Source organism: Sphingomonas fuzhouensis (genome assembly GCF_034659795.1).
Taxonomy (GTDB): domain Bacteria; phylum Pseudomonadota; class Alphaproteobacteria; order Sphingomonadales; family Sphingomonadaceae; genus Sphingomonas; species Sphingomonas fuzhouensis.
In genome coordinates this window covers 281,061-303,284 of record NZ_JAXSQY010000001.1, presented here as the reverse complement: position 1 = coordinate 303,284, position 22,224 = coordinate 281,061, and the positions used below count along the sequence as shown (strand labels likewise).

The window sequence follows — 22,224 nt, the reverse complement described above, 5'->3', positions numbered from 1 at the left end:
ATCGGGATTGCGAGAAAGAGGCTCGGTCGAAAGACCGGGCCTTTTTCATGGGGTTAAAAGGTCCGTTCGCGCATCCATAGGCGCTTGATACGTCTGCAATGCTGGCGCATCCTGCCACAATGCAAGGGGAGACGGCCGGTATGAGCTACGCTCGCGCAATGATGATGACCCTGGCCGTCATGACGACCGCCGCCCCGGCCATCGCGCAATCGGCACAGACGGCGGAGAAGCCCAAGGTCAAGAAGACCTGCCGCTCGCTGACGCCGACCGGGTCGTTCCTCCCCACCCGCGTCTGCAACACCGACGAAGAGTGGCGCAGGTTCGACAGTATCGGCCAGCAGGGCGTGGGCGAGTTTCGCCGGGCGCTGAACATGACCAGCACGAACGAGCGCAGCCGCCCCAACTGAGCGACCGACCGGGGCGGAGGCGTTCGCCCCCGCTCAATCCTTCAGCGGATCATGTCCCCAATTCATCAGCGAATAGCGCCAGGGCGAATGCTCGACATCCTTGTCCGGCCCGCCCTGTTTCAGATGCCGGTGCACATAGCCGACGACCTTCTTCATATGCGCATAATCGTCGTCGGTCAGATCGGCCTTTTTGGTCCGCTTGATCGCCACGATCTTGCGCCCCGATTCATGGCCGACGCTCTCGCCCGAGCCGCCCTTCTTCTGGCCGACGTCCTGCGACTCGTCGGTCTCTAGAAACTTCTCCAGTTCGGCGGGGGCCATGTTCACCGCCTCCTGGAAATCGGCGTAAATCTGGTCCTGATCGTCGGCCATGCGCGGCTCCTTTCGGGCGGCTCAACGCCGCGCGCGGGCTTTGGGGTTCAGATCAGCATCGCCTGATAGCTTTGTGGCGGTATCGGCAGGGTCACACGCGCGATCCCGCCGAGGATCAGCACCGCCGCCAGCACCACGCCTGTCGCCCACATGATCCGCCGATCGCCATGCCATGGCTTGGCAAGGATCAGTCCCAGCGCGCACGCGACGATCGGCCAGAGATGGTAGCGAAAATCCGATGCCACGCTGATGACCAGGAAGCTCGCCTCCAGCCCCAGCGCCGAGCCGAACAGCGCCCCCGCCAGTCCGTCGCCGCGCGTCACCGCCAGTCCCCCGGCGGCGAGCACCAGCCAGACGATCGGCCACATGATCGGCACATCGACCCAGGGGCTCGCCATCTTCTGCCAGGCGAGCGCGGTCCGCCCCGGCTGTCCGAGGTGGAGGTCGTTGGGCTCGCTGCCCTGTGGCGGCGCGGCATTGGGCCAGCGCGGCGGCACCCAGAGCCGCCAGGTCGAATTGACATGCGCCAGCCGCTGCGCCGCATAGGCCAGCGGATGATGCAGGATGGCGGGTGCGAGCCGGGCATAGATCTGCCCCGGCGGCGTCGTCTCATAACGCTGGAGCCGGGTGCCGCAGCGGCTGGGCTCGCCCAGCGGGTCCCAGAAGAACGGCTTGACGCAATGCTTGGCGCGGATTTCCGCCACCTCGGCCGGGGACAGGCCCAGCCGGGGATCATAGGGCACCCGCACCGCGATCCCCGCCAGGTCATATAGTGCCTGGGTCCGCGCCACGCCGCTATTCGCCGCACCCAGGACGCGGTGGTTGATGACGGGCGCCACCGCCAGCGTCACCAGGGTCAGCGCCACGGTGATTGCGATCCGGCGCGGCCAGCGTTCCGTCACCAGCAATGCGACGAGCGGCGCGATCGCGAAGATGGCGTTGGCGCGGACCAGCGCGGCATAGGCGAGCAGCAGCCCCGCCCCCACCCAGGCCCCGCGCGGCACCGGCTCGTCGCGCAACCGCCACCAGCCGATGATCCCGACGGCGCCCACCGCCGCGGCGGTCATCTGCGCATCCTTCAGAATCGCGACCTGCCAGCCGAGCCAGGGCGGCACCAATCCGACCGCCAGCACCATCAGCGCGGCGCGGGGTCGCCGGTCGACGATCGCCGCCGCCAGTGCCCCCAGCCCCAGCCACCATCCCGCCAGTTGCAGCGCCAGCATCGGCCCCGCCCCATGATGTCCGAACAGCGACCAGAGCCGCGCCATGATCGGCGGGTGCCAGTCGTCATAGTGGCCGGTCAGCGCCTGGCTATATTGGCCGACACTGTCATATTCGACATAGCCCGGCGCGAAGACGATCAGGCTGAGCCCGAACAGCAACAAGGCCGCGACGATGATGCGCAGACGGTGGGAAAAGGCTCTGGTCATGACGGATGCGACCGATGCGGCCAAAACCGACTGTTTCGCAAGCGGAATGCGGCGTGCCGCTGCCCGCAAGCGTCTTGCGGCGCGTCATCGCCAGGCCGAAAGGTCGCGCGGCGGGCATCATCGGCCCGCGACATGAAGGGCCCAGCATGACGACCGATCGCGCACTCATCATCATCGACATGCAGAGGGAGATGCAGCACCGGATCGACGCGGGACGCCCGCACGTCAACCCGAACGCACCCGCCGCCGTCGCGGCACTCACCGTCGCCTTCCGCGAAGCGGCGCTTCCCGTGATCCATGTCCGTCATGCCGAGGCCGATCCGGCCTCCCCGCTCCATCCGGATGCGGTGGGCTATCCGGCGATGCCCTGTGCCGCCGACCTGCCGGGTGAGCCGGTGTTCGTGAAGACGACCTCGTCCGCCTTTCCCGGCACAGGGCTGGAAGCGTATCTGCGCGAGCGACGGATCACGGACCTGTATGTGGTTGGCGCGGTGGCCGGGTTCTGTGTCAATTCGACCGTGCGCTCGGCCAGCGACCTGGGGTTTGCAGTGACGGTGGTGCGTGATGCGGTGATCGGTTTCGACCTCCCCTCGGCCGGGCTCGACGCACAGACGATCTTCGACGTGACCATGGGGTTGCTGGCAGCGGACTTCGCCACGCTCCGCGACAGCGCCGTGGTAATCGGAACGCTTTCGTCAGACCCCGTTCGTCCATAGCGCCATGCCCATCGCATAGGGACCGACCGGCGCGAGCCGAACGCGGCATAGAGTCGATGCGCATCGCCATCCGCGATCAGGCTGATAAGGCCTCGGCTGGCACGGTGGCGCTGATATGCGCGATCAGCGTACGCATGATCGCCTTGCCCAGCCCGTGCCCCTGATGATCGGGATCGTGTTGGGCAGCCCCGCCCCGACAGCCGTCGCGCGGCGCGGGGTCAGACCACTGATCGCACGAAGTCGCCGCTAGAACGTGATGACGTCGGTTTGATCCAATCCGTCATTGCGAGCGCAGCGAAGCAATCCAGGGCGTCTTGCCCGGACACTGGATTGCTTCGCTGCGCTCGCAATGACGAATCCATCTCATGTCATCCGTCTTTAATCGGAGGCGCTAGGCGTCTCGTGATGCAGGCTATAGCCGTCTGCCAATTCCATTTCGTCTTTCCCCAAACGCGAAAAGGGGGCCCGCCACCGCGAGCCCCCTTCCCTATACCGAAACCGGGAACCCGGATCAGATGTGCAGCGCGCGCCCATAGGCGGCCAGCACCGATTCGTGCATCGATTCCGAAATAGTCGGGTGCGCGAACACCGTTTCGATCAGCTCGGCCTCGGTCGTCTCGAGCTGGCGGGCGACGACATAGCCCTGGATCATTTCGGTCACTTCCGCGCCGACCATGTGCGCGCCCAGCAGTTCGCCGGTCTTGGCGTCGAACACGGTCTTCACGAAGCCTTCCGCCTCGCCCAGCGCGATCGCCTTGCCGTTGCCGATGAAGGGGAACTTGCCGACCTTCACCTGATAACCGGCTTCCTTGGCCTTCGCCTCGGTGAAGCCGACGCTGGCGACCTGCGGACGCGAATAGGTGCAGCCCGGAATGTTGCCCTTGTCCATCGCGTGCGGGTGGACATCCTTGTTGCCCAGCGCCTGGGCGATGGCCTCTGCCGCGATGACGCCCTCATGGCTCGCCTTGTGCGCCAGCCAGGGCGCGCCGGTCACGTCGCCAATCGCCCAGATGCCGTCGACGTTCGTGCGGCCATAGCCGTCGGTCTTGATGTGACCGCGATCGGTTTCGATGCCCAGCTTTTCCAGACCGATATTCTCGGTGTTGGGGACGATGCCGATGGCGACGATCGCGTGGCTGAACTCGGCGGTCTCGACCTTACCGTCCGGGCCCTTCATTGCGGCCTTCACGCCCGATGCCGTGGCTTCCAGCTTTTCCAGCCCGGTCTTGGTCTTGATGGTCATGCCGAACTTGGTCAGCTGCTTGGTCATGAACTCGCTGACTTCGGCGTCCTCGACCGGCATGATCCGGTCGAGCATCTCGACGATGGTCACTTCGGCGCCCATGTCGTTGTAGAAGCTGGCGAACTCCACGCCGATCGCGCCCGAGCCGATGACCAGCAGCTTGGTCGGCATGGCGGGCGGGACCATCGCGTGGCGATAGGTCCAGATGCGCTCGCCATCCGCCTTGGCGAAGGGCAGGTCGCGGGCGCGGGCGCCGGTGGCGACGATGATGTGCTTGGCGGTCAGTTCGGTGGTCTTGTCGCCCTGGACGACCGACAGCTTGCCCTTGCCGGTGATGGTGCCGACGCCCTCATGGACGGCGACCTTGTTCTTCTTCATCAGGCCCTTGACGCCCGCGTTGAGCTGGCCCGCCACCTTGCGGCTGCGATCGACCACCTTCTCCAGGCTGAACGAGGGCTTCTCGACCGACAGGCCGTATTGCGCGGCATGGGTCATGTAATGATAGACCTCGGCCGAGCGCAGCAGCGCCTTGGTCGGGATACAGCCCCAGTTGAGGCAGATGCCGCCCAGCCGCTCGCGCTCGACGATCGCGACTTTCAGGCCGAGCTGGCTCGCGCGGATCGCCGCGACATAGCCGCCGGGACCCGAGCCGAGGACGATAAGGTCGTACGTGTCAGCCACTTTGCTCTTCCTTCTGAACGCGCGCCTTGGCGGTGCGTGGGGTTCGCCCCCGAGAGATTGTTACTTGTCTTGCGCCGGGGCCATCGGCGGAACGATACGCGGCTTGCGATCCTTGTCGGTCGCGACGAACACGAAGCGCGCCTGCGTGACCTTGGTCGCGTCCTCCATATGGCGGGCGCGACGCCAGGCTTCGACCTCGATGGTCATCGACGTGTTGCCGACGCGGACCAGCGTGGCATAGACCGACACCTCGTCACCGACGAGCACGGGGGCGTGGAACTTCATGCCCTCCGCCGCGATCGTGACCGCCCGGCCGCCCGAATGGCGCGACGCCACCGAACCCGCCGCCAAGTCCATCTGGCCCATCAGCCAGCCGCCGAAGATGTCGCCATAGGGATTAGCGTCCGACGGCATGGCGGTGACGCGGATGGTGGGATGCTGATCGGGAAGCGCGCTCATTGTTCGCTATGCCTGCGGGCCATGCGGTCGGCGATGCGCGCGCGGTGGAGCGGGCCGATGCCCATCGCCACCGTCGCGATCGCCGCGCCTATGCCGCACCACCAGATCTCGGTGCGCGCGAGCGGATAGGCCCAGGCGGCGGCCCAGGTCATGACAAGCGCCGCCACCAGCCCCAGGCCGATATAGAACAGCTCGATCCCGACCCGCATGGCCCCCGCTCCTTCGCTGCTTAGGCCAGCATGGCGAGCGGACGCTCGACCAGTTCCTTGAACACCTTCATCAGTTCGGCGCCGTCGGCCCCGTCGATGGCGCGGTGATCGAAGCTGCCGGTCGCCGACATGACGGTCGCCACGCCCAGCTGGTCGTCGACGATGTACGGACGCTTCTCGCCCGCGCCGATCGCCAGGATCATGCCCTGCGGCGGGTTGATGACCGCCTCGAACTGCTTGATGCCAAACATGCCCATGTTCGAGATCGAGGCCGTGCCGCCCTGGAATTCATGCGGCTGCAGCTTGTTGTCGCGGGCGCGGGTGGCCAGATCCTTCATCGTGGTCGAGATGGACGATAGCGAGCGCGTATCGGCCTCCGACACAATCGGGGTGATGAGGCCCGCAGGCGTCGACACCGCGACCGAGATGTCGGCGCGCTTGAAGCTGATGAGCTGGTCTGGCGTGAACATGACGTTGCACTTCGGCACCGCCATCAGCGCGACACCCAGCGCCTTGATGAGCATGTCGTTGACCGACAGCTTCACGCCGCGCGATTCGAGACCGGCGTTCAGCTCGCCACGCAGCTTGAGCAGCGCGTCGAGGCGGATGTCCACCGTCAGGTAGATGTGCGGAACCTGCTGCTTCGATTCGGTCAGGCGACGCGCGATCGTCTTGCGCATGTTCGACAGCTTCGACGCTTCGTGCGGGATATCCGGCACCTGGGCGGGCTTGGGCGCGGCGGCGGGAGCCGATGCGGTTTCCGCCACAGCCGAAGCGGCGGGAGCGGCAGCCTTGGCCTGGCCCGGCTGCGCATTCTCGACATCGGCCTTCACGATGCGACCGTTCGGACCCGAGCCGGTCAGCGCCGACAGCTCGATGCCCTTTTGCGAGGCGATACGGCGCGCCAGCGGGCTGGCGATCGCGCGGCCGCCATTACCACCCTGCTTGCCCGAATCGACGGGCTTGCCGTGATCCTCGGCCTGGGTCAGCGTGCGCTCGACGGGCTTGGCCTCGCTGCCGGTCTTGTTGGGATCGGTCGGGTCGGTCGGCATCGGCTTGGCCGGTGCCGGGGTTTCCGACTTGGTCGGGGCCTGGACCGACGACGCATCCTCGCCCTCTTCGGCCAGGATCGCGATGACGGTGCCGACCTTCACATTGTCGGAACCCTCGGCGACGAGGATCTTGGCGATGACGCCTTCATCCACCGCCTCGAATTCCATGGTGGCCTTGTCGGTTTCAATCTCGGCCATGATATCGCCGGACTTCACCGTGTCCCCTTCCTTCACCAGCCATTTGGCCAGCGTGCCTTCCTCCATGGTCGGCGACAGCGCGGGCATCTTAATCTCGATCGACATGGAGGTCCTCTCGGGGAAAACGAATTCCGTAGCGGCCCGTCTCTTGCGCCCGAATTGCGCTCGGTCAAGCCATGGCCTTGCATGAAATACTATGTAACGGCATCGATGGGACGGAATAAGGGGGCCTTGCGATGCGTATCTATCTGGTCGTGATCGACGATAGTCCGGAATCCCGGATCGCCCTGCGCTTCGCCGCCCGGCGTGCGGTAAAGACCGGCGGCGGCGTGGAAATCCTGACCGTCCTGCCCCCGCAGGAGTTCATCGCGTTCGGCGGCGTACAGGCGACGATCGAGGACGAAGCGCGCCAGCAGGCCGAGGCGCTGCTGGCCAGCGCGGCGGGGACGATCCTGGACGAATCGGGCCTGCGCCCCTCGATCACGGTGCGCGAGGGCGACGGGCCGAAGGTGATCCGCGAGATGATCGCGGCCAATCCCGACATCGCCGCGCTGGTGCTGGGCGCGGCGGCGAGCGGTGCGCCGGGTACGCTGGTCAGCCACTTCTCCGGGACCGATGCGGGTGCGTTGCCGGTGCCGGTGATGATTATTCCGGGGTCGTTGACGCCGGAAGCGATCGATCGATTGAGCTAAAACAAATTCCTCCCCTGCAAGGGGAGGTGGCAGGCCGCCAGGCCTGACGGAGGGGTGTCCCTCTCTCGATAGGGTGACACCCCTCCACCACCGCTTCGCGGCGGTCCCCCTCCCCTTCCAGGGGAGGAATTCTGGAGGATTACTCCGCCGCCTTGGCCATGTCCTCGAACTCGGCCGCCGCCAGGAAGCGCTCGGCGTCCAGTGCGGCCATGCAGCCGGTGCCCGCCGCCGTGACCGCCTGGCGGTACACCTTGTCCGCCACGTCGCCGCAAGCGAAGACGCCGGGCACGCTGGTCCGGGTCGAACCCGTCTCGACCGCGATATAGCCGTCCGAATCCAGCTCGAGATGCCCCCGGAACAGCTCGGTCGCCGGATGGTGGCCGATCGCGACGAAGCCGCCCTCGACATCCAACCGGCTATGCTCGCCCGTCACCGTGTCGAGCAGATCGAGCGCGACGAGGCCCGCATTGCCGCCGCCGTCGACGAACTCGCGGACTTCCTTGTTCCACAACACCTTCACATTGGGATGCGCGAACAGCCGCTCCTGCAGGATGCGCTCGGCGCGCAGCGAATCGCGGCGGTGGATCAGCGTTACGTCGTCCGAATGGTTGGTCAGGTACAGCGCCTCCTCGACCGCGGTGTTGCCGCCGCCGATTACCGCGACCTTCTTGCCGCGATAGAAGAAGCCGTCGCAGGTCGCGCAGGCCGACACGCCCTTGCCCTTCATCGCGTCTTCACTGTCCAGGCCCAGCCACTTGGCCTGCGCACCCGTCGCGATGACTAGCACCTCGCCCTCATACACGTCGCCGCCGTCGCCGATCAGGCGGAACGGGCGGTTGGTCAGATCGACCTGGGTGATCGTGTCCCACATCATCCGCGCACCGACATGCTCGGCCTGTTTCTGCATCTGCTCCATCAGCCAGGGCCCTTGGATGACGTCGGCGAAGCCGGGATAATTCTCGACATCCGTCGTGGTGGTCAGCTGGCCGCCCGGCTGGATGCCCTGCACCACGATCGGCTGCATGCCTGCCCGTGCGCCATAGATGGCGGCGGACAGCCCGGCGGGGCCCGAGCCGAGGATGAGCATACGCGTGGTGTGGGTGGTCATGTCCGAGTCCTGTGAAACGATTTGCCTCCAGATAGGCGCTGCTCGTCCAAAAATGAACTGCTTCTCATGCGGCCAATCGGCGGTTGCTGCGTTGGCATTTCAAGTGGAGATTTGCCCGATGCGCGACGACGACGATGTGAAGATCACCGAATATACTGCCCCCGCCGGCGGTTGGGGTTCGATGAAGGGCATGGCCAAGATCCTGCCCAAAGAGGGTCTGGGGCCGGAGACGCTCGATACGCTGCGTCGTCAGAACAAGCCCGGCGGCGTCATGTGCGTCAGCTGCGCCTGGGGCAAACCGGCCAAGCCGCATATCGCCGAGTTCTGCGAAAACGGGGCTAAGGCGACCGCCTGGGAACTCAGCTCCTTGCGCGTCACGCCCGACTTCTTCGCCAAGCATAGTGTGACGGAGTTGGAGGCCTGGCCCGACCATGATCTGGAGCAGGCGGGCCGCCTGACCCATCCGATGCGGTACGACCGCGCGTCGGACAAATATGTCGCGGTAAGCTGGGACGAGGCGTTCGCCGCGATCGGCGCCAAGCTGAAGACCTGCGATCCGACCAAGGTCGTGCTCTACGCCTCGGGCCGCGCCTCGCTCGAAACCTCGTTCATGTATTCGCTGTTCGCGCGGATGTGGGGGCAGCAGAACCTGCCTGACAGCTCGAATATGTGTCACGAGACGACCTCGGTCGGCCTGAAGTCCGCCATCGGATCGCCCGTCGCGACGATCCAGATGGAGGATTACGACAAGTGCGACGCGATCTTCTCCTTCGGGCAGAATGTCGCGACCAACGCCCCCCGGATGCTCCACAATCTACAAGCCTGCGCCAAGCGCGGGGTGGAGATCGTGACCTTCAATCCCTTGCGCGAGCGCGGCTGGGAGCGATTCGCCTCGCCACAAAATCCGGTGCAGATGCTGACCGGCAGCTCGACCAATATTTCCAGCCAATATCATCAGGTGAAAGCGGGCGGCGACATCGCCGCGCTGACCGGCATCTGCAAGCTGGTGATCGAGGAGGATGACCGCGCCATCGCCAAGGGCACCAAGCGCGTCCTCGACCATCACTTCATCGAACAGCACACGACGCGGTTCGAGGATTTCGCCAATTACTGCCGCAACGCCGCCTGGAGCGACATCATTCGCGACTCCGGCCTGACCCGCGACGCGATCGAACAATCGGCGCGCGTCTATATGAAAGCGGAACGCGTGATCGCGGTGTACGGCATGGGCATCACCCAGCACCGCTACGGCATCGACGCGCTGCACATGATCGTCAACCTGCTGCTGCTGCGCGGCAATATCGGGCGCGAGGGCGCGGGGCCGGGGCCGGTGCGCGGGCATAGCAATGTGCAGGGCCAGCGCACCGTCGGCATCACCGAAAAGACCGAACTCGCCCCCGTCGAACGCCTGAAGGAATTGTTCGAGTTCGAGCCGCCGACCGAAGACGGCTGGGACACGGTCGAGGCCTGCCGCCAGATCATCGCCGGGACCTGCCAGGGCTTCGTCCAGCTCGGCGGCAATTTCCTGCGCGCCACGCCCGAACATGCCAAGATGAAGAAGGCCTGGGCCAAGCTGCCCATCACGGTCCATATCGCGACCAAGCTCAACAAGAGCCATCTGGTGCCCGGCGAGGAAAGCTACATCCTCCCCTGCCTCGGCCGGTTGGAAACCGACATGCAGGCGGGCGGTCGCCAGGCGGTGTCGATGGAGGACTCGTTCAGCCATATCTATGGCTCGGTCGGCAAGGCGACGCCCGCCGCCGACACGCTGCTGTCGGAGCCCGCGATCGTCGCAGGGATCGCCAAGGCGGTGCTGCCGCCTAACCCGAACGTGCCGTGGGACGAATGGGTCGGCGATTACGGACTAGTCCGCAATGCGATCGAGAATGTCTATCCGGACAAGTTCGCCAATTTCAACGAGCGCCTGTTTGAGCCGGGCGGCTTCTGGAAGGGCAATCCCGCCGCGCATCGCCAATGGGAAACCGAAAGCGGCAAGGCCGAGTTCAACGTGCCCCGCGCGATGGACGCGTCGGGCATCACCCCCGCCGAGGGCCGGATGCGGCTCATTACGCTACGCTCGAACGATCAGTTCAACACGACCATCTATGGCTATGACGATCGCTTCCGGGGGATCAGCGGCACGCGGATGGTGGCGATGATGAACAAGGCCGACATTGCCAAACTGGGCCTGACCGACGGCCAGACCATCGCGTTGGAAGGCGATGCCGATGATGGTGAGGAACGCGTGGTCGAGGGGCTCCGCGTGGTCGAGTACAATATCCCCGAAGGCTGTATCGGTGGCTATTATCCCGAGCTCAACTATCTGATCCCGCTCGAACATCATGCGCTGGAAAGCCATGTTCCGGCGGGCAAGTCGGTGCCGGTCAGGGTCCGCGCGCCCTCATGAGCATATTGGGAGCGGTCCTGACCGGAGGGCGATCGTCGCGCTTCGGATCGAACAAGGCGGTTGCGATGCTGGGCGACCGGACATTGGTGGCACATGCCCGTGCCACCATCGCCCCCCATTGCGCACGGGTCGTGCAGGTGGGTGGACCCGAGGGGGTGCCCGACATGCCCGCCCCCGGCCTGGGCCCGCTGGGCGGCATTGCCGGTGCGCTCGATTATGCGGCCGGCAACGGGTTTCGCTGCGTCCTGACCATCGGCTGCGATATGCCGCGCCTGCCGGATGGGCTGATCGAGGCGATCCTGCGGCGCGAGCCCAGCTATTGCCAGGACGCGCCGGTACTGGGGCTCTGGCCTGCCGCACTCGGCGCGCATCTGATGGCGCATCTGTCACTCGGCCACGACCGTTCGGTGCGCGGCTGGGTGCGCGCGATCGGGGCGATCCCTATCGCCTCGCCCGAACCGATCGCCAATGTGAACACCCCCGCCGACCTTGCCGCGCTGTGAGCGCGCAAGACGATCCTGTCCTTCCGCTGACGCTGATCCGCCTGACGTCGGACGGCCAGCACGAGACGATCACGCGCGCGGTCGCGGTCGAATGCCCGGTCGCGATCGAGGTCGACGGCTTCGGCTATGCGGTCATGATGATGACGCCCGAACGGCTGGAGGATTTCGCCACCGGCTTCCTGTTGACCGAGCGGTTGATCGACCGGACCGAGGATATAATCGCGATAGACCCCTTTGCCGCCGAGGTGGGCTGGATCGTCCGCGTGACTCTGGCCGGGCGGCTGCGTGGCCGGATGCAGGACCGGGTGCGCCACCGGACCAGCGACACCAGTTGCGGGCTGTGCGGCCTGTCGGGGCTCGAGCAGATCGCCCGTCCGGTCGCCAACCGCCCGCCCCCGCCCAAGACGCGGACGGAAACGCTGTTCGCCGTGCTGGGCCAGGTTCGCGCGCATCAGCCGCTCAATGCCCAGACCGGCGCGGTCCATGCCGCCATCGCCTGCGACGCGCAGGGTGCGGTGCTGGCGGCGGCGGAAGATGTCGGGCGGCACAATGCACTCGACAAGCTGGTCGGCACGCTGGCGCGGGATAGCGGCTTGGCCCCCGACTTCATCCTGGTGACCTCGCGGATTAGTTACGAGATGGTCGACAAGGCACTGGTGGCCGGGGTCGGCCTGTTGGTCGGGATATCCGCGCCAACCAGCCTGGCGATCGACCATGCCCGCGCCCATGGCCTGACCCTGATCGCGCTGGCCCGGTCCGACGCGATGCTCGTCGCGCACGATCCGCACCACCGCTTCGGCTGATAGGGAGTCAGGCGGTGGCGCGCCGCGCCGCCTCCGACCAGCAGACGCCGGTTCGTTCGGGCGGCGTGTCGATCGGATCGTGCAGGATTCGGTCGCGCCCCGCCCGTTTGGCGCGATAGGCCAGCTGGTCGGCCCGCGCGATCAGCCCGTCCAGCGTCTCGCCCGTGTCATATCGCGAAATCCCCCCGCTGACCGTCAGGGCGGGCAAGCCGCGATCGGCAAAGGGCGCCAGCGCGACGCGGATCGCATCGCTCAACCGGGTAGCGCGATTGTCGGGCGCGGCGGCTATGGTCGCGACATCGGGGATCAGGATCGCGAATTCCTCACCCCCCATGCGCACCGCCAGCATGTCCTTCGTGGTCAGGCTTTGCAGCACCTGGGCAAAGGCGACCAGCACCTTGTCGCCGGTCGCATGGCCATATTGGTCGTTGATCCGCTTGAAATGATCCAGGTCGAGGACGACGGCATGGAGCTCCTCGCCCCGCATGTCCGCCTCGATCAGCATCCGCGGGCCCATCCGGTTCAGCCCGCGACGATTGGTGAGGCCGGTCAGCGGATCGGTCTCCGCATCCATGATCGTCTCCTCCAGCGCCTTCTGGATCACCAGCAGCATCAGGCACAGCCCGGCGGCGACCAGCAGCACGCCGGTCGAAACCTGCGACACCACGGCATAGATGCTGCCCACATAGGATTGGGGCGTCGGCCCCGACCCCAGCGACAGCACCAGGAACGGCTTGATCAGGAAATGCACGCCGATCACACCGAATATCCCGATCAGCATCGCCCGGATCGGCCCGGCCTGTCCGATCTGGCGCGCGGTCAGCATGACCAGGAGCGATGCGATGGCGAAAGGAAGCTGGAACAGGATCTCATAGGGCAAAGTGGCGCGCGGGCCGTTCCATATCGCGAGCCGTAGCGCCATCCCGGCCCCCCATAGCAGAAACGCCAGCCGCGATTGCGGGCAACGTCCGACAAAGGCCTGTATCCCCACCGCCATCACCAGGATGCCGCCCAGAAAGGCCCCATAGCCGACCAGCGAGAACAGCGCGACCTGCCCGGTATAGAGGACCAGCAAATGGCAGATCGGGGCGAAAAAACCCAGGAGATAGCTGACCATGAACCAGGTCGCCGCCCGCTGTCGCGAATAGGATAGCGCGACCACGCCGTAGGTTACGACGAACAGCGCCGCCATGCAGCTATTGGCTATCAAGGCATAGACAGCAGCATTCACGGCGTAGATCCGAAGCCCCCCTGGAAATCGTGACGCAGACCTAATCGAGCAGAGGCGAAGAAGAGGTTAAGGGAATGCAACAACCCGCCGATGCGCGGAGCCCCCTCCCGCCTTCGCCTATCGACCACGATAAAGCAGAAGCGCCCCGAATGCTATGCCGGCGAAGAGGATATTCAAGGGGATATCGGTAAATCGCACCGGATCGGCCGCACCGACTGGCTGGCACGGCGCTGGGGTTGCCCGTGGCCGTCGTGATGATGGGGGGGAATACACCGGGTGGTAGCGAAGGAGGGACTTGAACCCCCGACACGCGGATTATGATTCCGCTGCTCTAACCAGCTGAGCTACTTCGCCATGCTAGGCGTTCCACCCGGTGGAGGCGCGCCTATAGACAGGCTGTTTTCGGGCGTCAAGCGAACAAATGACGCGACAGCATTTCCCATGGCCCGCCGCGATACCACCAGGCGCCCAGCCCGATCAGCTCGATGCTGCGCGGATGGAAATCACGCTCCATCTGCGCCAGCAGCAGCTTGGCGGTGGCGGGCGTCACCTTGTTCTGGATGGTCACATGCGGTCGCCAGCCGCCCGCATCCTGCGGGGTCAGCAGGCCCGCAAAGGCATCGATCAGTTCGCGACGAATGGCGACAAGGCCGGGCGATTCGATCCGGATGGCGACGCCCCGCCCCAGCGACATCAGCCCGCCCGCGCGCGTCTCGGGCGCGCGCACGCCGCGCGTCAGGCCGTTCAGGCGATGCTTCAGCTCCGCCTCGACCGAGGGCGGCAGATGGTGGAACAGCGTACAATGCGCATCCAGCACGTTGCGCTCGGGAGGAAAATGCTGGCGGCGCAGGCCATCGAACCAGCCCTGATCGGCACGGCCGAACAGCGCGGTGACGATGATGGGCGCTGGCTGCTGGCTCAGATTTCCACCTGACTGCCCAGTTCGACCACGCGGTTGGTCGGCAGGCGGAAGAATTCCATCGCGCTTTCGGCGTTGCGCAGCATCCAGGAGAACAGCTTTTCGCGCCACATCGACATGCCGGGCCGCTCGGCCGCGAGCAGCGTCTGGCGCGACAGGAAGAAGCTGGTGTCCATCATCTTGAACGCGCCGCCCTCCATCTCGACCCGCTTCAGCGCGGCAGGCACATCGGCTTCCTCCATGAAACCGAAGCGCAGGACCAGGCGGTGGAACCCATGGCCCAGATCGTCGCGCTTGGCACGGTCGCCCTCGGGCCAATAGGGCTGGCTCATGATCTTGACGGTCAACAGGATGATGCGTTCGTGCAGCACCTTGTTGTGCTTCAGGTTGTGGAGCAGCGCATGCGGCACCCCCTCGGGCGAAGAGGTCATGAAGATCGCGGTGCCCGACACGCGGCTCGCCGCACCCGCCGCCGAATCGATGAAGATGTGGATCGGCATCGTCCCTTCCCGCAACCGCTGGATCATCAGCTTGCGGCCGGTCGACCAGGTGGTGAGGAAGGTGAAGATGATGAACCCGACCAGCAGCGGGAACCAGCCGCCCGACGGCACCTTGGTCAGGTTGGCGAGGAAATAGGCGCCGTCGACCAGGAAGAATAGGCCGAGCAGCGGCAGCGCGGCATAGAGCGGCCATTTCCACAACCGGGTCAGCGCGACGCCCAGCAGACAGGTATCGATCAGCATCGCCCCCGTCACCGCAATGCCGTAGGCCGAGGTCAGGTTGGACGAGGAGCGGAAGAACAGGACGAGCAGGATCACCATTACCATCAACATCCAGTTGATGAGCGGGATGTAGATCTGCCCGGCGGTCGCGGCCGACGTATGCTCGATCCGCAGGCGCGGCATGAAGCCCAGCTGGATCGCCTGCTGCGTCACCGAAAAAGCGCCGGTAATGACCGCCTGGCTGGCGATGACCGCCGCCGCCGTCGCCAGGATGACGAGCGGCAACTGCAATCCCTCGGGCGCCAGCATATAGAAAGGGCTTTCCAGCGCCGCCGCGCCTTCGCGGAAGAGCAGCGCGCCCTGCCCCATATAGTTCAGCATCAGCGCGGGCAGCACGAAGACCAGCCAGGACAGGCCGATCGGCCGCCGCCCGAAATGCCCCATATCGGCATAAAGCGCCTCCGCGCCCGTCACCGCCAGCACCACCGATCCCAGCGCCAGGAAGCCGCGCACCGGATCGATGAAGAAGAACCGCACCGCATGATGCGGCGACAGCGCCTGCAACACCTCGGGCGTCTGCACGAAGCTCATGATGCCCAGGACCGCGATCGCCGAAAAATAGACGAGCATCACGGGTCCGAAGAACAGGCCGACCCGCTCGGTCCCGGAACGCTGGATCTTGAACAGCACGATCAGGATGGTGATCGCGATCGGCAGGACGAAGCCGCCAAAGGCGGGGGCGGCGACCGCCAAACCCTCGACCGCGCTGAGCACGGTGACGGCCGGGGTAATCATGCTGTCGCCATAGAAAAGCGCGGTGGCGAAGACGCCGAGCAGGACGATCCCGCGCGACCAGCGCCGCGTCTTGGTCTGTCCCGACACCAGCGCGAGCAGCGCCAGGCTGCCCCCCTCGCCCTTATTATCGGCGCGCATGATGATCGCGACATATTTGACCGACACGACGATCATCATCGACCAGAAGATCAGGCTGATGACGCCCAGGATATGGGCATTGTCGAGCGGCAAGGGATGGTGCGGATTGGCGAAGGTTTCGCGAAAGGCGTAAAGCGGGCTGGTCCCGATATCGCCGAACACGACGCCGATCGCCCCCAGCGCCAGCCGGGCCATGCCCTGGGGATGGTGGTGCTGATGCTCGTCGTCAGGGTTGGTCATGGGGTTCGTGGTGGCGATCCCGGTCGGAGCGACACTCATCGCGCGATCGCGCCGACGATGGGGAGGATCATCGGCAACATCGGTGGCAACCCTTCGATCATCGCGCGCCCCTAGCATGCCCCCAAAAGGCCAGCAACGCGGACCCATGACGCTTGTTGCATCGGCGCATGATTTCGGGGAACGAGCGATGCGGCGATGCAACAGTGGCGCGGGCATGGCGAGGACGGTTCACCTCCCGCTTCCGATCGGCTAGGGCATAACCATGGTTAGTCGCACCCCCGCTCAGGCCGCTTCGGAAATCCCGTCCCCGATCGTCACCATCGACGATGTCCGCGCCGCCCATGCGCGAATTTCGGACCGGATCGTCCGCACGCCGACACTGCTCAGCCGGACGCTGTCCAAGCTGACCGGCGCGACCGTCTATCTGAAGTTCGAGAACCTGCAATTCACCGCCGCCTATAAGGAACGCGGCGCGCTCAACACGCTGCTCCAGCTGTCCGACGACGCCAAGGCCAAGGGCGTGATCGCCGCCTCGGCGGGTAATCATGCGCAGGGTCTGGCCTATCACGCCAACCGGCTGGGCGTGCCTGCGACCATCGTGATGCCGCGCACGACGCCGATCGTGAAGGTCGTCCAGACCGAAGGCCACGGCGCGACCGTGGTGCTGGAGGGCGACACCTTCGACGCGGCCTATGCCCATGCCCGCGTGCTGGAGGCCGAGCGTGGCTATACCTTCGTCCACCCGTTCGACGATGCGCGGGTGATCGCGGGTCAGGGCACGGTCGCGCTCGAAATGCTGGAGGATGCGCCCGACATCGACACGCTGATCGTGCCGATCGGCGGCGGCGGCCTGATCTCCGGCATCGCCACCGTCGCGGCGGCGGCGGACACGCCGGTCGAGGTCGTCGGCGTGCAGGCCGAGCTGTTCCCATCCATGTACAACAAGCTGAACGGCACCGACCTGCCCTGCGCGGGCGATACGCTGGCCGAGGGGATCGCGGTCAAGGTGCCGGGCGGCCTGACCTCGCAGCTGGTCGCGCAACTGGTCCGCGAGATCCTGCTGGTCGACGAGCGCCATCTGGAGGAAGCGGTCAGCGCGCTGCTCCAGATCGAGAAGACCGTGGTCGAGGGGGCGGGCGCGGCGGGCCTGGCCGCGATCATGTCCCACCCCGAACGCTTCCGGGGCAAGACGGTCGGCATCGTGCTGTGCGGCGGCAATATCGACACGCGGCTGCTCGCCAATGTCCTGCTGCGCGACCTGGCGCGGTCGGGGCGGCTGGCGCGGCTGCGCATCCGCTTGCAGGACCAGCCGGGCGCGCTGTTCAACGTCGCGCGCATTTTCGACCGCGAGCGGGTGAACATCATCGAGGTCTATCACCAGCGCGTCTTCACCACCCTGCCCGCCAAAGGCCTGATCACCGACATCGAGTGCGAGACGCGCGACGCGCTGCACCTGCACCGGCTGATCGAGGCGTTGCGCGCGGGCGGTTACGAGACGACTCAGGTCGAACTCGCCTGACACCCATCTTTTTTCAGCCGATCGTCCCGTTTCCGAACGATGCTGCCCCATCGCTTCGGCCGGGAAGATCGGTAAAGAGGGTTATCGTCCCCTACTCGTAAGGAACTGCCCGGCGGTGACCGCGCCTTTTCGTTTCCCGCGCTTCTTCGTCACCAGCCCCGCCCCCTGCCCCTATCTGCCGGGGCGTGACGAGCGCAAGGTGTTCACCGAGCTGAACGGCGAGCATGCCGACGAACTCAACGAAGCGCTGAGCCGTATCGGATTCCGCCGCAGCCAGGGGGTCGCCTATCGCCCCTCCTGCGCGGGGTGCAGCGCGTGCGTGTCGGTGCGGGTCGTGGCCGGCGGCTTCCGCGCCAATGCGACCCAGCGCAAGCTGCTGCGCCGTCACGCCGATCTGGAAGTCACCGCCTGCCAGCCCTGGGCGACCGCCGAGCAGTTCGCGCTGCTGCGCCGCTATCTGGGCGAACGGCATCCCGGCGGCGGCATGGCGGCGATGGACGAGAGCGACTATGCCGACATGGTCGAACTGTCGCCGGTTCAGTCGGTGCTGGTCGAATATCGCGAACCGACCGGTCCCGACGGGTCACGCGGGCGACTGGTCGGGTGCTGCCTGACCGACCGGCAGGGCGACGGCCTGTCGATGATCTACAGTTTTTTCGAGACGCAGGACGAAAGCCGCCCTGGCTTGGGCAATTTCATCATCATGGATCATATCCTGCGCGCCCGCGCCGCCGAACTGCCCTTCGTCTATCTCGGCTATTGGGTGAAGGGATCGCCACGCATGGCGTACAAGACCCGCTATCAGCCGCTGGAAGCGCTGAGCGCGCGCGGCTGGGCCCCCTTTACCGGCGACGACCCCGCCATAGCGGGGCCGCCAGCGGTCGAAACGGCGATCGAGGCCGGGGAAGTCTGACCGGGAATCGACGCCCCCCATTCCTCCCCTGTAAGGGGGGGTGCCAGGGCGAAGCCCTGACGGAGGGGTGTCGGGCTCTCGATAGCGGGACCCCCTCCACCAGCTTCGCTGGTCCCCCTCCCCTTGCAGGGGAGGAAAGAAGGACGTCACTCGTACCGGCCCTATTGCGCCTCACCGTCCTCCGAAACCGCCGCGCGCCATGCCTCGCCCGACACCGTCGTCGCCCCGGCGGCGTCCAGCGCGACCGCGACCCGGACGTGGCGGTCCTGCGGGCTGAGGCCGATACTGGGATCGAAGCCGATCCAGCCCAGACCCTCGACATAGGCTTCCGCCCAGCAATGCGCGGTGGCCCCCGCTGCGTCGTTCCATGACACAAAGCCCGAGACGAACCGAGCGGGCACGCCGAGCGATCGTGCCGCCACGCAGAAGATATGCGCCAGGTCGCACGCGCCTACCGACTCCGCCGCGAAGGCCGCTGCCGCGTCCGCGGCCGGGCTTCGCGCGTCGCTGGCAAAGCGCCGGTGAAGCGCCGCGTTCAGCGCGTGGAGCGCCGCCAGCGGGCCGTCCGTCCCCTGGGTCGCCGCCCCGGCAAAGCGCGCGATGGCGGCATCGGCGGGGGTCGCCGGGGTCGCGCGCAGGAACAGGGCGGGCGGCAGCGTCTCGGTGGTGCCGCGCACCATGCCATGCGCATCGCTGGTCAGCACTTCGCCGGTCGCGGTGATCGTCACCGTCGCCGGGGCATCCTGGATATAGAGCATGGTGACGGCATTGCCGAACCCGTCCTGTCCGTGCCGCAGCCGCGCGTCGCAATCCACGTCGATCCGCCAATGCGCGACCGTCTGGTCGTCGAAATTCTCCGGGGTCAGCCGCAGCATCTGGACCATCGTCGGTCGCCCCGGATGGGGGCGGGCGACGATCTGGTGCTCGATCGCGATCCGCATCAGGCGAACTTGAACTGACGGCCGATCGCGCCGTGCAGCAGGGCATTCTCCTGGATAAAGGCTTCGAGATATTGGTGAAGCCCGCCCGCGATCACGTCCCCCGACCGCGTCTTCGTCATCCGATTGGCGCGCACCCTTGCCATACGATCCGCCTCCCCATGCTGTCCCGTCCGCCGGGCGAGTTGCCCCAGCACGTCCACCGTTTCCTCGACCGACGCCGCCAGACTGCGCGGCAATTCGGCGCGCGCGATCAGCAGGTCGATGACGTTGGCGGGCTTCAGCCCGTCGGAATAGAGCCAGCGATAGGCGGTGACGGCAGACACGGTCTGAAGGATCGTCGTCCACTGGTCGCGGTCGACGACGCCGCCGATCCGCTCGCCCGCCGGCAGCAGGATATGGTATTTCACGTCGAGCAGCCGCGCCGTGTTATCCGCACGCTCGACCGCCTGGCCCAGCCGGATGAACCAGGTCGTCTGGTTGCGCAGCATCCGGTGGACCGCGCCCTCGAACCCGCGCGTCTCGTTCTTCACCGCCTCGACCAGGCCGAGCACGGCGGTCGGGTCGTCGGCGGCGGGCTTGGCCTCGAAATGCAGCCAGGCGCGGTTGATCGCGCTCCACGCCTCGCGGGTCAGCGCGGTGCGGACTGCGCGGGCGTTGGTGCGGGCCATATCGACACAGCGGACGATCGAGCCGGGATGGCAGCTCTCGACCGTCAGGAAGCGGGCGACCTCGCGCCGTCGCATCTCGCGCCCGCCCTCGGCAAAGGCGCTGGCCGTGTCGGTGACGGCCAGCGCCGATCCCCAGGCCGCCAACCCCGCCGAACGCGGCGACAGCACGTCGAGCCGGACGGTCGCCTCGACCAGCCGGGCGATGAAGTCCGCCCGCTCGAAATAACGCCCCAGCCAGTAGAGCGAGGATGCGGTCCGCGAGAGCATCAGTGCGCCCCCTGCGTCTGGATTTGCGATTGCTGGCCCTGGACCTGAACCCAGCTGTCGCGTTCGGCGGGCAGCAGGACGAAGCTGTCCTTGGTGCCACCGCCCTGGCTGGAATTGACGACCAGCGAGCCTTCGCGCAGCGCCACGCGGGTCAGGCCGCCCGGCGTCACCTCCACGCCATTGCGGCCGGTGAGGACGAAAGGACGGAAATCGACATGGCGCGGCGCAACCCCGCTTTCGACCAGCGTCGGCACGGTCGACAGCGCCAGCGTCGGCTGCGCGATATAGCGATGCGGCTCGGCGATCAGGGCGGCGCGGAATTCCTCGATCTGGCGCGCGCTGGCGGTCGGACCGACCAGCATGCCGTATCCGCCCGAACCGTCGACCAGCTTGACCACCAGTTCGCTCAAGTGATCGAGGACATAGGACAGGGCTTCCGGTTCGCGACACCGCCACGTCTCGACATTCTTCAGCTTGGGCTCGGCGCCCGAATAATAGCGGACGATGTCGGGCATATAGCTGTATATCGCCTTGTCGTCGGCGATGCCGTTGCCCGGCGCGTTGAGAATGGCGACATTACCCGCCGCATAGGCCGCGATCAGGCCGGGCACGCCCAGCATCGAATCGGGGCGGAAGACCAAAGGATCGAGGAAATCGTCATCGACCCGGCGATAGATGACGTCGACCTTCACCCGCCCGGCAATGGTCCGCATCCAGACGATGTCGTCGTCGACCACCAGATCGGCCGCCTCGACCAACTCTACGCCCATCGAGTCGGCCAGGAAGCTGTGCTCGTAATAGGCGGAGTTGAAATGGCCCGGCGTCAGGACGACGCAGGTCGGCTCGGCCACCCCGTGTGGCGCGACCGACTTCATCGTGGCGAGCAGCCGATCGGGATAGCTGTCGACCGCCGCCACCCGAAACTGGCGGAACAGCTCAGGGCAGAGGCGCAGCATCGCCTCCCTGTTCTCCAGCATATAGCTGACGCCCGACGGCGTGCGGGCATTGTCCTCCAGCACGAAGAAGTCGTCCGGCCCGGTGCGGACCAGATCGATGCCGCAGATATGCGCCCAGACCCCGTGCGGCGGACGCATCCCGGCGATTTCGGGGCGGAACTGCGGATTGCCGAAGATCAGGTCGGGCGGCAGGATGCCGTCGCGCAGGATCTTCCGCTCACCATAAATGTCGTCGAGAAAGGCGTTGATCGCCTCGACCCGCTGGACCAGCCCTTCGGACAGGCGCGCCCATTCGTCGGGCAGGAACACGCGCGGCACGATGTCGAAGGGGATGATCCGCTCGGCCGCATCGCTCTCGCCATAGACGGCGAAGGTGATGCCGAGCTGCCGGAAGGTCGCCTCGGCCGCCTGCTGGCGGCGGCGGAGTTCGCTATCGGGGGTAAGATCGAGCCAGCGTTGCAGGGCGGATAGTTCGGGGCGTGGCGTCGCAGCGCCGGAAGCCCCCATGATTTCGTCGAACGCGGCGATAGTCCCCATCCGGTCGTTACGCTCCCCCCAGTGTCAGGGTTCCATGCTGCACCGCATGATGGGGGTGCGCAAGGGGGGTCTTCCATCAATTCCTCCCCTGCAAGGGG

Annotated in this window: 21 protein-coding genes and 1 tRNA gene; 8 read left to right on the top strand and 14 right to left on the bottom strand. The window is 66.2% G+C overall.

The features are described from left to right. Positions 1-140: 140 nt before the first annotated feature. Positions 141-407, top strand: coding sequence for a hypothetical protein (locus U1H82_RS01460; protein WP_322963148.1), 267 nt, complete (start codon positions 141-143; stop codon positions 405-407). Between the two features lie 33 nt (positions 408-440). Here the strand turns inward: U1H82_RS01460 and U1H82_RS01455 are convergent, their stop codons facing one another. Together U1H82_RS01455 and U1H82_RS01450 are read right to left on the bottom strand one after the other, a co-directional pair. Next, positions 441-779: a DUF3140 domain-containing protein gene (locus tag U1H82_RS01455; protein ID WP_322963147.1), complete on the bottom strand. Its 339-nt coding sequence runs from the start codon at positions 777-779 to the stop codon at positions 441-443. 47 nt (positions 780-826) lie between these two features. Beyond that, a complete protein-coding gene (locus tag U1H82_RS01450; protein WP_322963146.1) occupies positions 827-2,209 on the bottom strand; it encodes a hypothetical protein in 1,383 nt (460 codons plus the stop codon). A gap of 146 nt (positions 2,210-2,355) precedes the next feature. Between U1H82_RS01450 and U1H82_RS01445 the strand changes: the two genes are divergently transcribed. Beyond that, on the top strand, positions 2,356-2,925 hold the full coding sequence (locus tag U1H82_RS01445) for an isochorismatase family protein (RefSeq protein WP_322963145.1): 570 nt from the start codon (positions 2,356-2,358) through the stop codon (positions 2,923-2,925). A gap of 511 nt (positions 2,926-3,436) precedes the next feature. Here U1H82_RS01445 and lpdA read toward each other — a convergent pair. The 4 genes from lpdA to U1H82_RS01425 are packed head-to-tail and all read right to left on the bottom strand — an operon-like array spanning position 3,437 to position 6,872. Further along, the gene (lpdA, locus tag U1H82_RS01440) at positions 3,437-4,849 is read right to left on the bottom strand and encodes a dihydrolipoyl dehydrogenase (RefSeq protein ID WP_322963144.1); all 1,413 of its coding nucleotides are present in this window, start codon (positions 4,847-4,849) and stop codon (positions 3,437-3,439) included. 60 nt (positions 4,850-4,909) lie between these two features. Next, positions 4,910-5,308, bottom strand: a complete 399-nt coding sequence (locus U1H82_RS01435; protein ID WP_322963143.1) for an acyl-CoA thioesterase — start codon at positions 5,306-5,308, stop codon at positions 4,910-4,912. Further along, positions 5,305-5,517, bottom strand: a complete 213-nt coding sequence (locus U1H82_RS01430; protein ID WP_322963142.1) for a hypothetical protein — start codon at positions 5,515-5,517, stop codon at positions 5,305-5,307. Before U1H82_RS01430 ends, U1H82_RS01435 begins: the two co-directional genes overlap by 4 nt. Before the next feature lie 20 nt (positions 5,518-5,537). Beyond that, positions 5,538-6,872 (bottom strand): pyruvate dehydrogenase complex dihydrolipoamide acetyltransferase, encoded by a 1,335-nt coding sequence (locus tag U1H82_RS01425; protein ID WP_322963141.1) that lies wholly within the window; start codon positions 6,870-6,872, stop codon positions 5,538-5,540. A 131-nt stretch (positions 6,873-7,003) separates the two neighbouring features. Here U1H82_RS01425 and U1H82_RS01420 point away from each other — a divergent pair, with 131 nt between their 5' ends. Next, positions 7,004-7,459 carry a universal stress protein gene (locus tag U1H82_RS01420; protein ID WP_322963140.1) on the top strand — a complete coding sequence of 152 codons (456 nt, stop codon included), beginning with the start codon at positions 7,004-7,006 and terminating at the stop codon, positions 7,457-7,459. 139 nt (positions 7,460-7,598) lie between these two features. Here the strand turns inward: U1H82_RS01420 and trxB are convergent, their stop codons facing one another. Continuing rightward, the gene (trxB, locus tag U1H82_RS01415) at positions 7,599-8,567 is read right to left on the bottom strand and encodes a thioredoxin-disulfide reductase (RefSeq protein WP_061781258.1); all 969 of its coding nucleotides are present in this window, start codon (positions 8,565-8,567) and stop codon (positions 7,599-7,601) included. Between the two features lie 118 nt (positions 8,568-8,685). Here trxB and U1H82_RS01410 point away from each other — a divergent pair, with 118 nt between their 5' ends. Genes U1H82_RS01410 through fdhD form a run of 3 tightly spaced genes read left to right on the top strand, consistent with a single transcriptional unit; the run spans position 8,686 to position 12,280 of the window. Further along, positions 8,686-10,974, top strand: coding sequence for an FdhF/YdeP family oxidoreductase (locus tag U1H82_RS01410; RefSeq protein ID WP_322963139.1), 2,289 nt, complete (start codon positions 8,686-8,688; stop codon positions 10,972-10,974). After that, positions 10,971-11,477: a molybdenum cofactor guanylyltransferase gene (gene mobA, locus U1H82_RS01405; protein WP_322963138.1), complete on the top strand. Its 507-nt coding sequence runs from the start codon at positions 10,971-10,973 to the stop codon at positions 11,475-11,477. The genes U1H82_RS01410 and mobA overlap by 4 nt, the downstream gene beginning before the upstream one ends. Continuing rightward, a complete protein-coding gene (gene fdhD, locus U1H82_RS01400) occupies positions 11,474-12,280 on the top strand; it encodes a formate dehydrogenase accessory sulfurtransferase FdhD (protein ID WP_322963137.1) in 807 nt (268 codons plus the stop codon). The genes mobA and fdhD overlap by 4 nt, the downstream gene beginning before the upstream one ends. Positions 12,281-12,287: 7 nt before the next feature. On the opposite strand, the gene U1H82_RS01395 is transcribed toward fdhD, so the two are convergent. The 4 genes from U1H82_RS01395 to U1H82_RS01380 all read right to left on the bottom strand — a co-directional run bounded on the left by U1H82_RS01395 (position 12,288) and on the right by U1H82_RS01380 (position 16,325). Continuing rightward, the gene (locus U1H82_RS01395) at positions 12,288-13,511 is read right to left on the bottom strand and encodes a GGDEF domain-containing protein (protein WP_322963136.1); all 1,224 of its coding nucleotides are present in this window, start codon (positions 13,509-13,511) and stop codon (positions 12,288-12,290) included. A gap of 277 nt (positions 13,512-13,788) precedes the next feature. Next, positions 13,789-13,865: transfer RNA gene (locus tag U1H82_RS01390), tRNA-Met, on the bottom strand. 55 nt (positions 13,866-13,920) lie between these two features. Then, entirely contained in the window at positions 13,921-14,433 is a 513-nt protein-coding gene (locus U1H82_RS01385; RefSeq protein WP_322963760.1) for a 2'-5' RNA ligase family protein, read from the bottom strand. Continuing rightward, positions 14,430-16,325 carry a potassium transporter Kup gene (locus tag U1H82_RS01380; RefSeq protein ID WP_322963135.1) on the bottom strand — a complete coding sequence of 632 codons (1,896 nt, stop codon included), beginning with the start codon at positions 16,323-16,325 and terminating at the stop codon, positions 14,430-14,432. The genes U1H82_RS01385 and U1H82_RS01380 overlap by 4 nt, the downstream gene beginning before the upstream one ends. Before the next feature lie 262 nt (positions 16,326-16,587). Here U1H82_RS01380 and U1H82_RS01375 point away from each other — a divergent pair, with 262 nt between their 5' ends. Next, entirely contained in the window at positions 16,588-17,844 is a 1,257-nt protein-coding gene (locus tag U1H82_RS01375) for a threonine ammonia-lyase (RefSeq protein WP_322963134.1), read from the top strand. A gap of 115 nt (positions 17,845-17,959) precedes the next feature. Then, positions 17,960-18,757, top strand: a complete 798-nt coding sequence (locus U1H82_RS01370; protein WP_322963133.1) for an arginyltransferase — start codon at positions 17,960-17,962, stop codon at positions 18,755-18,757. Between the two features lie 161 nt (positions 18,758-18,918). On the opposite strand, the gene U1H82_RS01365 is transcribed toward U1H82_RS01370, so the two are convergent. From U1H82_RS01365 to U1H82_RS01355, 3 genes are read right to left on the bottom strand one after another with little or no spacing between them, the layout of a single operon-like run. After that, positions 18,919-19,698 carry a transglutaminase family protein gene (locus U1H82_RS01365; RefSeq protein WP_322963131.1) on the bottom strand — a complete coding sequence of 260 codons (780 nt, stop codon included), beginning with the start codon at positions 19,696-19,698 and terminating at the stop codon, positions 18,919-18,921. Beyond that, positions 19,698-20,633 (bottom strand): alpha-E domain-containing protein, encoded by a 936-nt coding sequence (locus tag U1H82_RS01360; RefSeq protein WP_322963130.1) that lies wholly within the window; start codon positions 20,631-20,633, stop codon positions 19,698-19,700. The genes U1H82_RS01365 and U1H82_RS01360 overlap by 1 nt, the downstream gene beginning before the upstream one ends. Next, positions 20,633-22,126 carry a circularly permuted type 2 ATP-grasp protein gene (locus tag U1H82_RS01355; protein ID WP_322963129.1) on the bottom strand — a complete coding sequence of 498 codons (1,494 nt, stop codon included), beginning with the start codon at positions 22,124-22,126 and terminating at the stop codon, positions 20,633-20,635. Before U1H82_RS01355 ends, U1H82_RS01360 begins: the two co-directional genes overlap by 1 nt. Positions 22,127-22,224: the final 98 nt, after the last annotated feature.

What these genes read in the sequence shown, in the direction of transcription:
- mobA (WP_322963138.1), top strand. Translation starts at nt 10,971, where the DNA reads ATGAGCATATTGGGAGCGGTCCTGACCGGAGGGCGATCGTCGCGCTTC.
- U1H82_RS01430 (WP_322963142.1), bottom strand. Translation starts at nt 5,517, where the DNA reads ATGCGGGTCGGGATCGAGCTGTTCTATATCGGCCTGGGGCTGGTGGCG.
- U1H82_RS01375 (WP_322963134.1), top strand. Translation starts at nt 16,588, where the DNA reads ATGGTTAGTCGCACCCCCGCTCAGGCCGCTTCGGAAATCCCGTCCCCG.
- U1H82_RS01445 (WP_322963145.1), top strand. Translation starts at nt 2,356, where the DNA reads ATGACGACCGATCGCGCACTCATCATCATCGACATGCAGAGGGAGATG.
- U1H82_RS01420 (WP_322963140.1), top strand. Translation starts at nt 7,004, where the DNA reads ATGCGTATCTATCTGGTCGTGATCGACGATAGTCCGGAATCCCGGATC.
- U1H82_RS01460 (WP_322963148.1), top strand. Translation starts at nt 141, where the DNA reads ATGAGCTACGCTCGCGCAATGATGATGACCCTGGCCGTCATGACGACC.
- U1H82_RS01380 (WP_322963135.1), bottom strand. Translation starts at nt 16,325, where the DNA reads ATGACCAACCCTGACGACGAGCATCAGCACCACCATCCCCAGGGCATG.
- U1H82_RS01360 (WP_322963130.1), bottom strand. Translation starts at nt 20,633, where the DNA reads ATGCTCTCGCGGACCGCATCCTCGCTCTACTGGCTGGGGCGTTATTTC.
- trxB (WP_061781258.1), bottom strand. Translation starts at nt 8,567, where the DNA reads ATGACCACCCACACCACGCGTATGCTCATCCTCGGCTCGGGCCCCGCC.
- U1H82_RS01355 (WP_322963129.1), bottom strand. Translation starts at nt 22,126, where the DNA reads ATGGGGACTATCGCCGCGTTCGACGAAATCATGGGGGCTTCCGGCGCT.
- U1H82_RS01410 (WP_322963139.1), top strand. Translation starts at nt 8,686, where the DNA reads ATGCGCGACGACGACGATGTGAAGATCACCGAATATACTGCCCCCGCC.
- U1H82_RS01425 (WP_322963141.1), bottom strand. Translation starts at nt 6,872, where the DNA reads ATGTCGATCGAGATTAAGATGCCCGCGCTGTCGCCGACCATGGAGGAA.
- U1H82_RS01455 (WP_322963147.1), bottom strand. Translation starts at nt 779, where the DNA reads ATGGCCGACGATCAGGACCAGATTTACGCCGATTTCCAGGAGGCGGTG.
- U1H82_RS01435 (WP_322963143.1), bottom strand. Translation starts at nt 5,308, where the DNA reads ATGAGCGCGCTTCCCGATCAGCATCCCACCATCCGCGTCACCGCCATG.
- U1H82_RS01365 (WP_322963131.1), bottom strand. Translation starts at nt 19,698, where the DNA reads ATGCGGATCGCGATCGAGCACCAGATCGTCGCCCGCCCCCATCCGGGG.
- U1H82_RS01450 (WP_322963146.1), bottom strand. Translation starts at nt 2,209, where the DNA reads ATGACCAGAGCCTTTTCCCACCGTCTGCGCATCATCGTCGCGGCCTTG.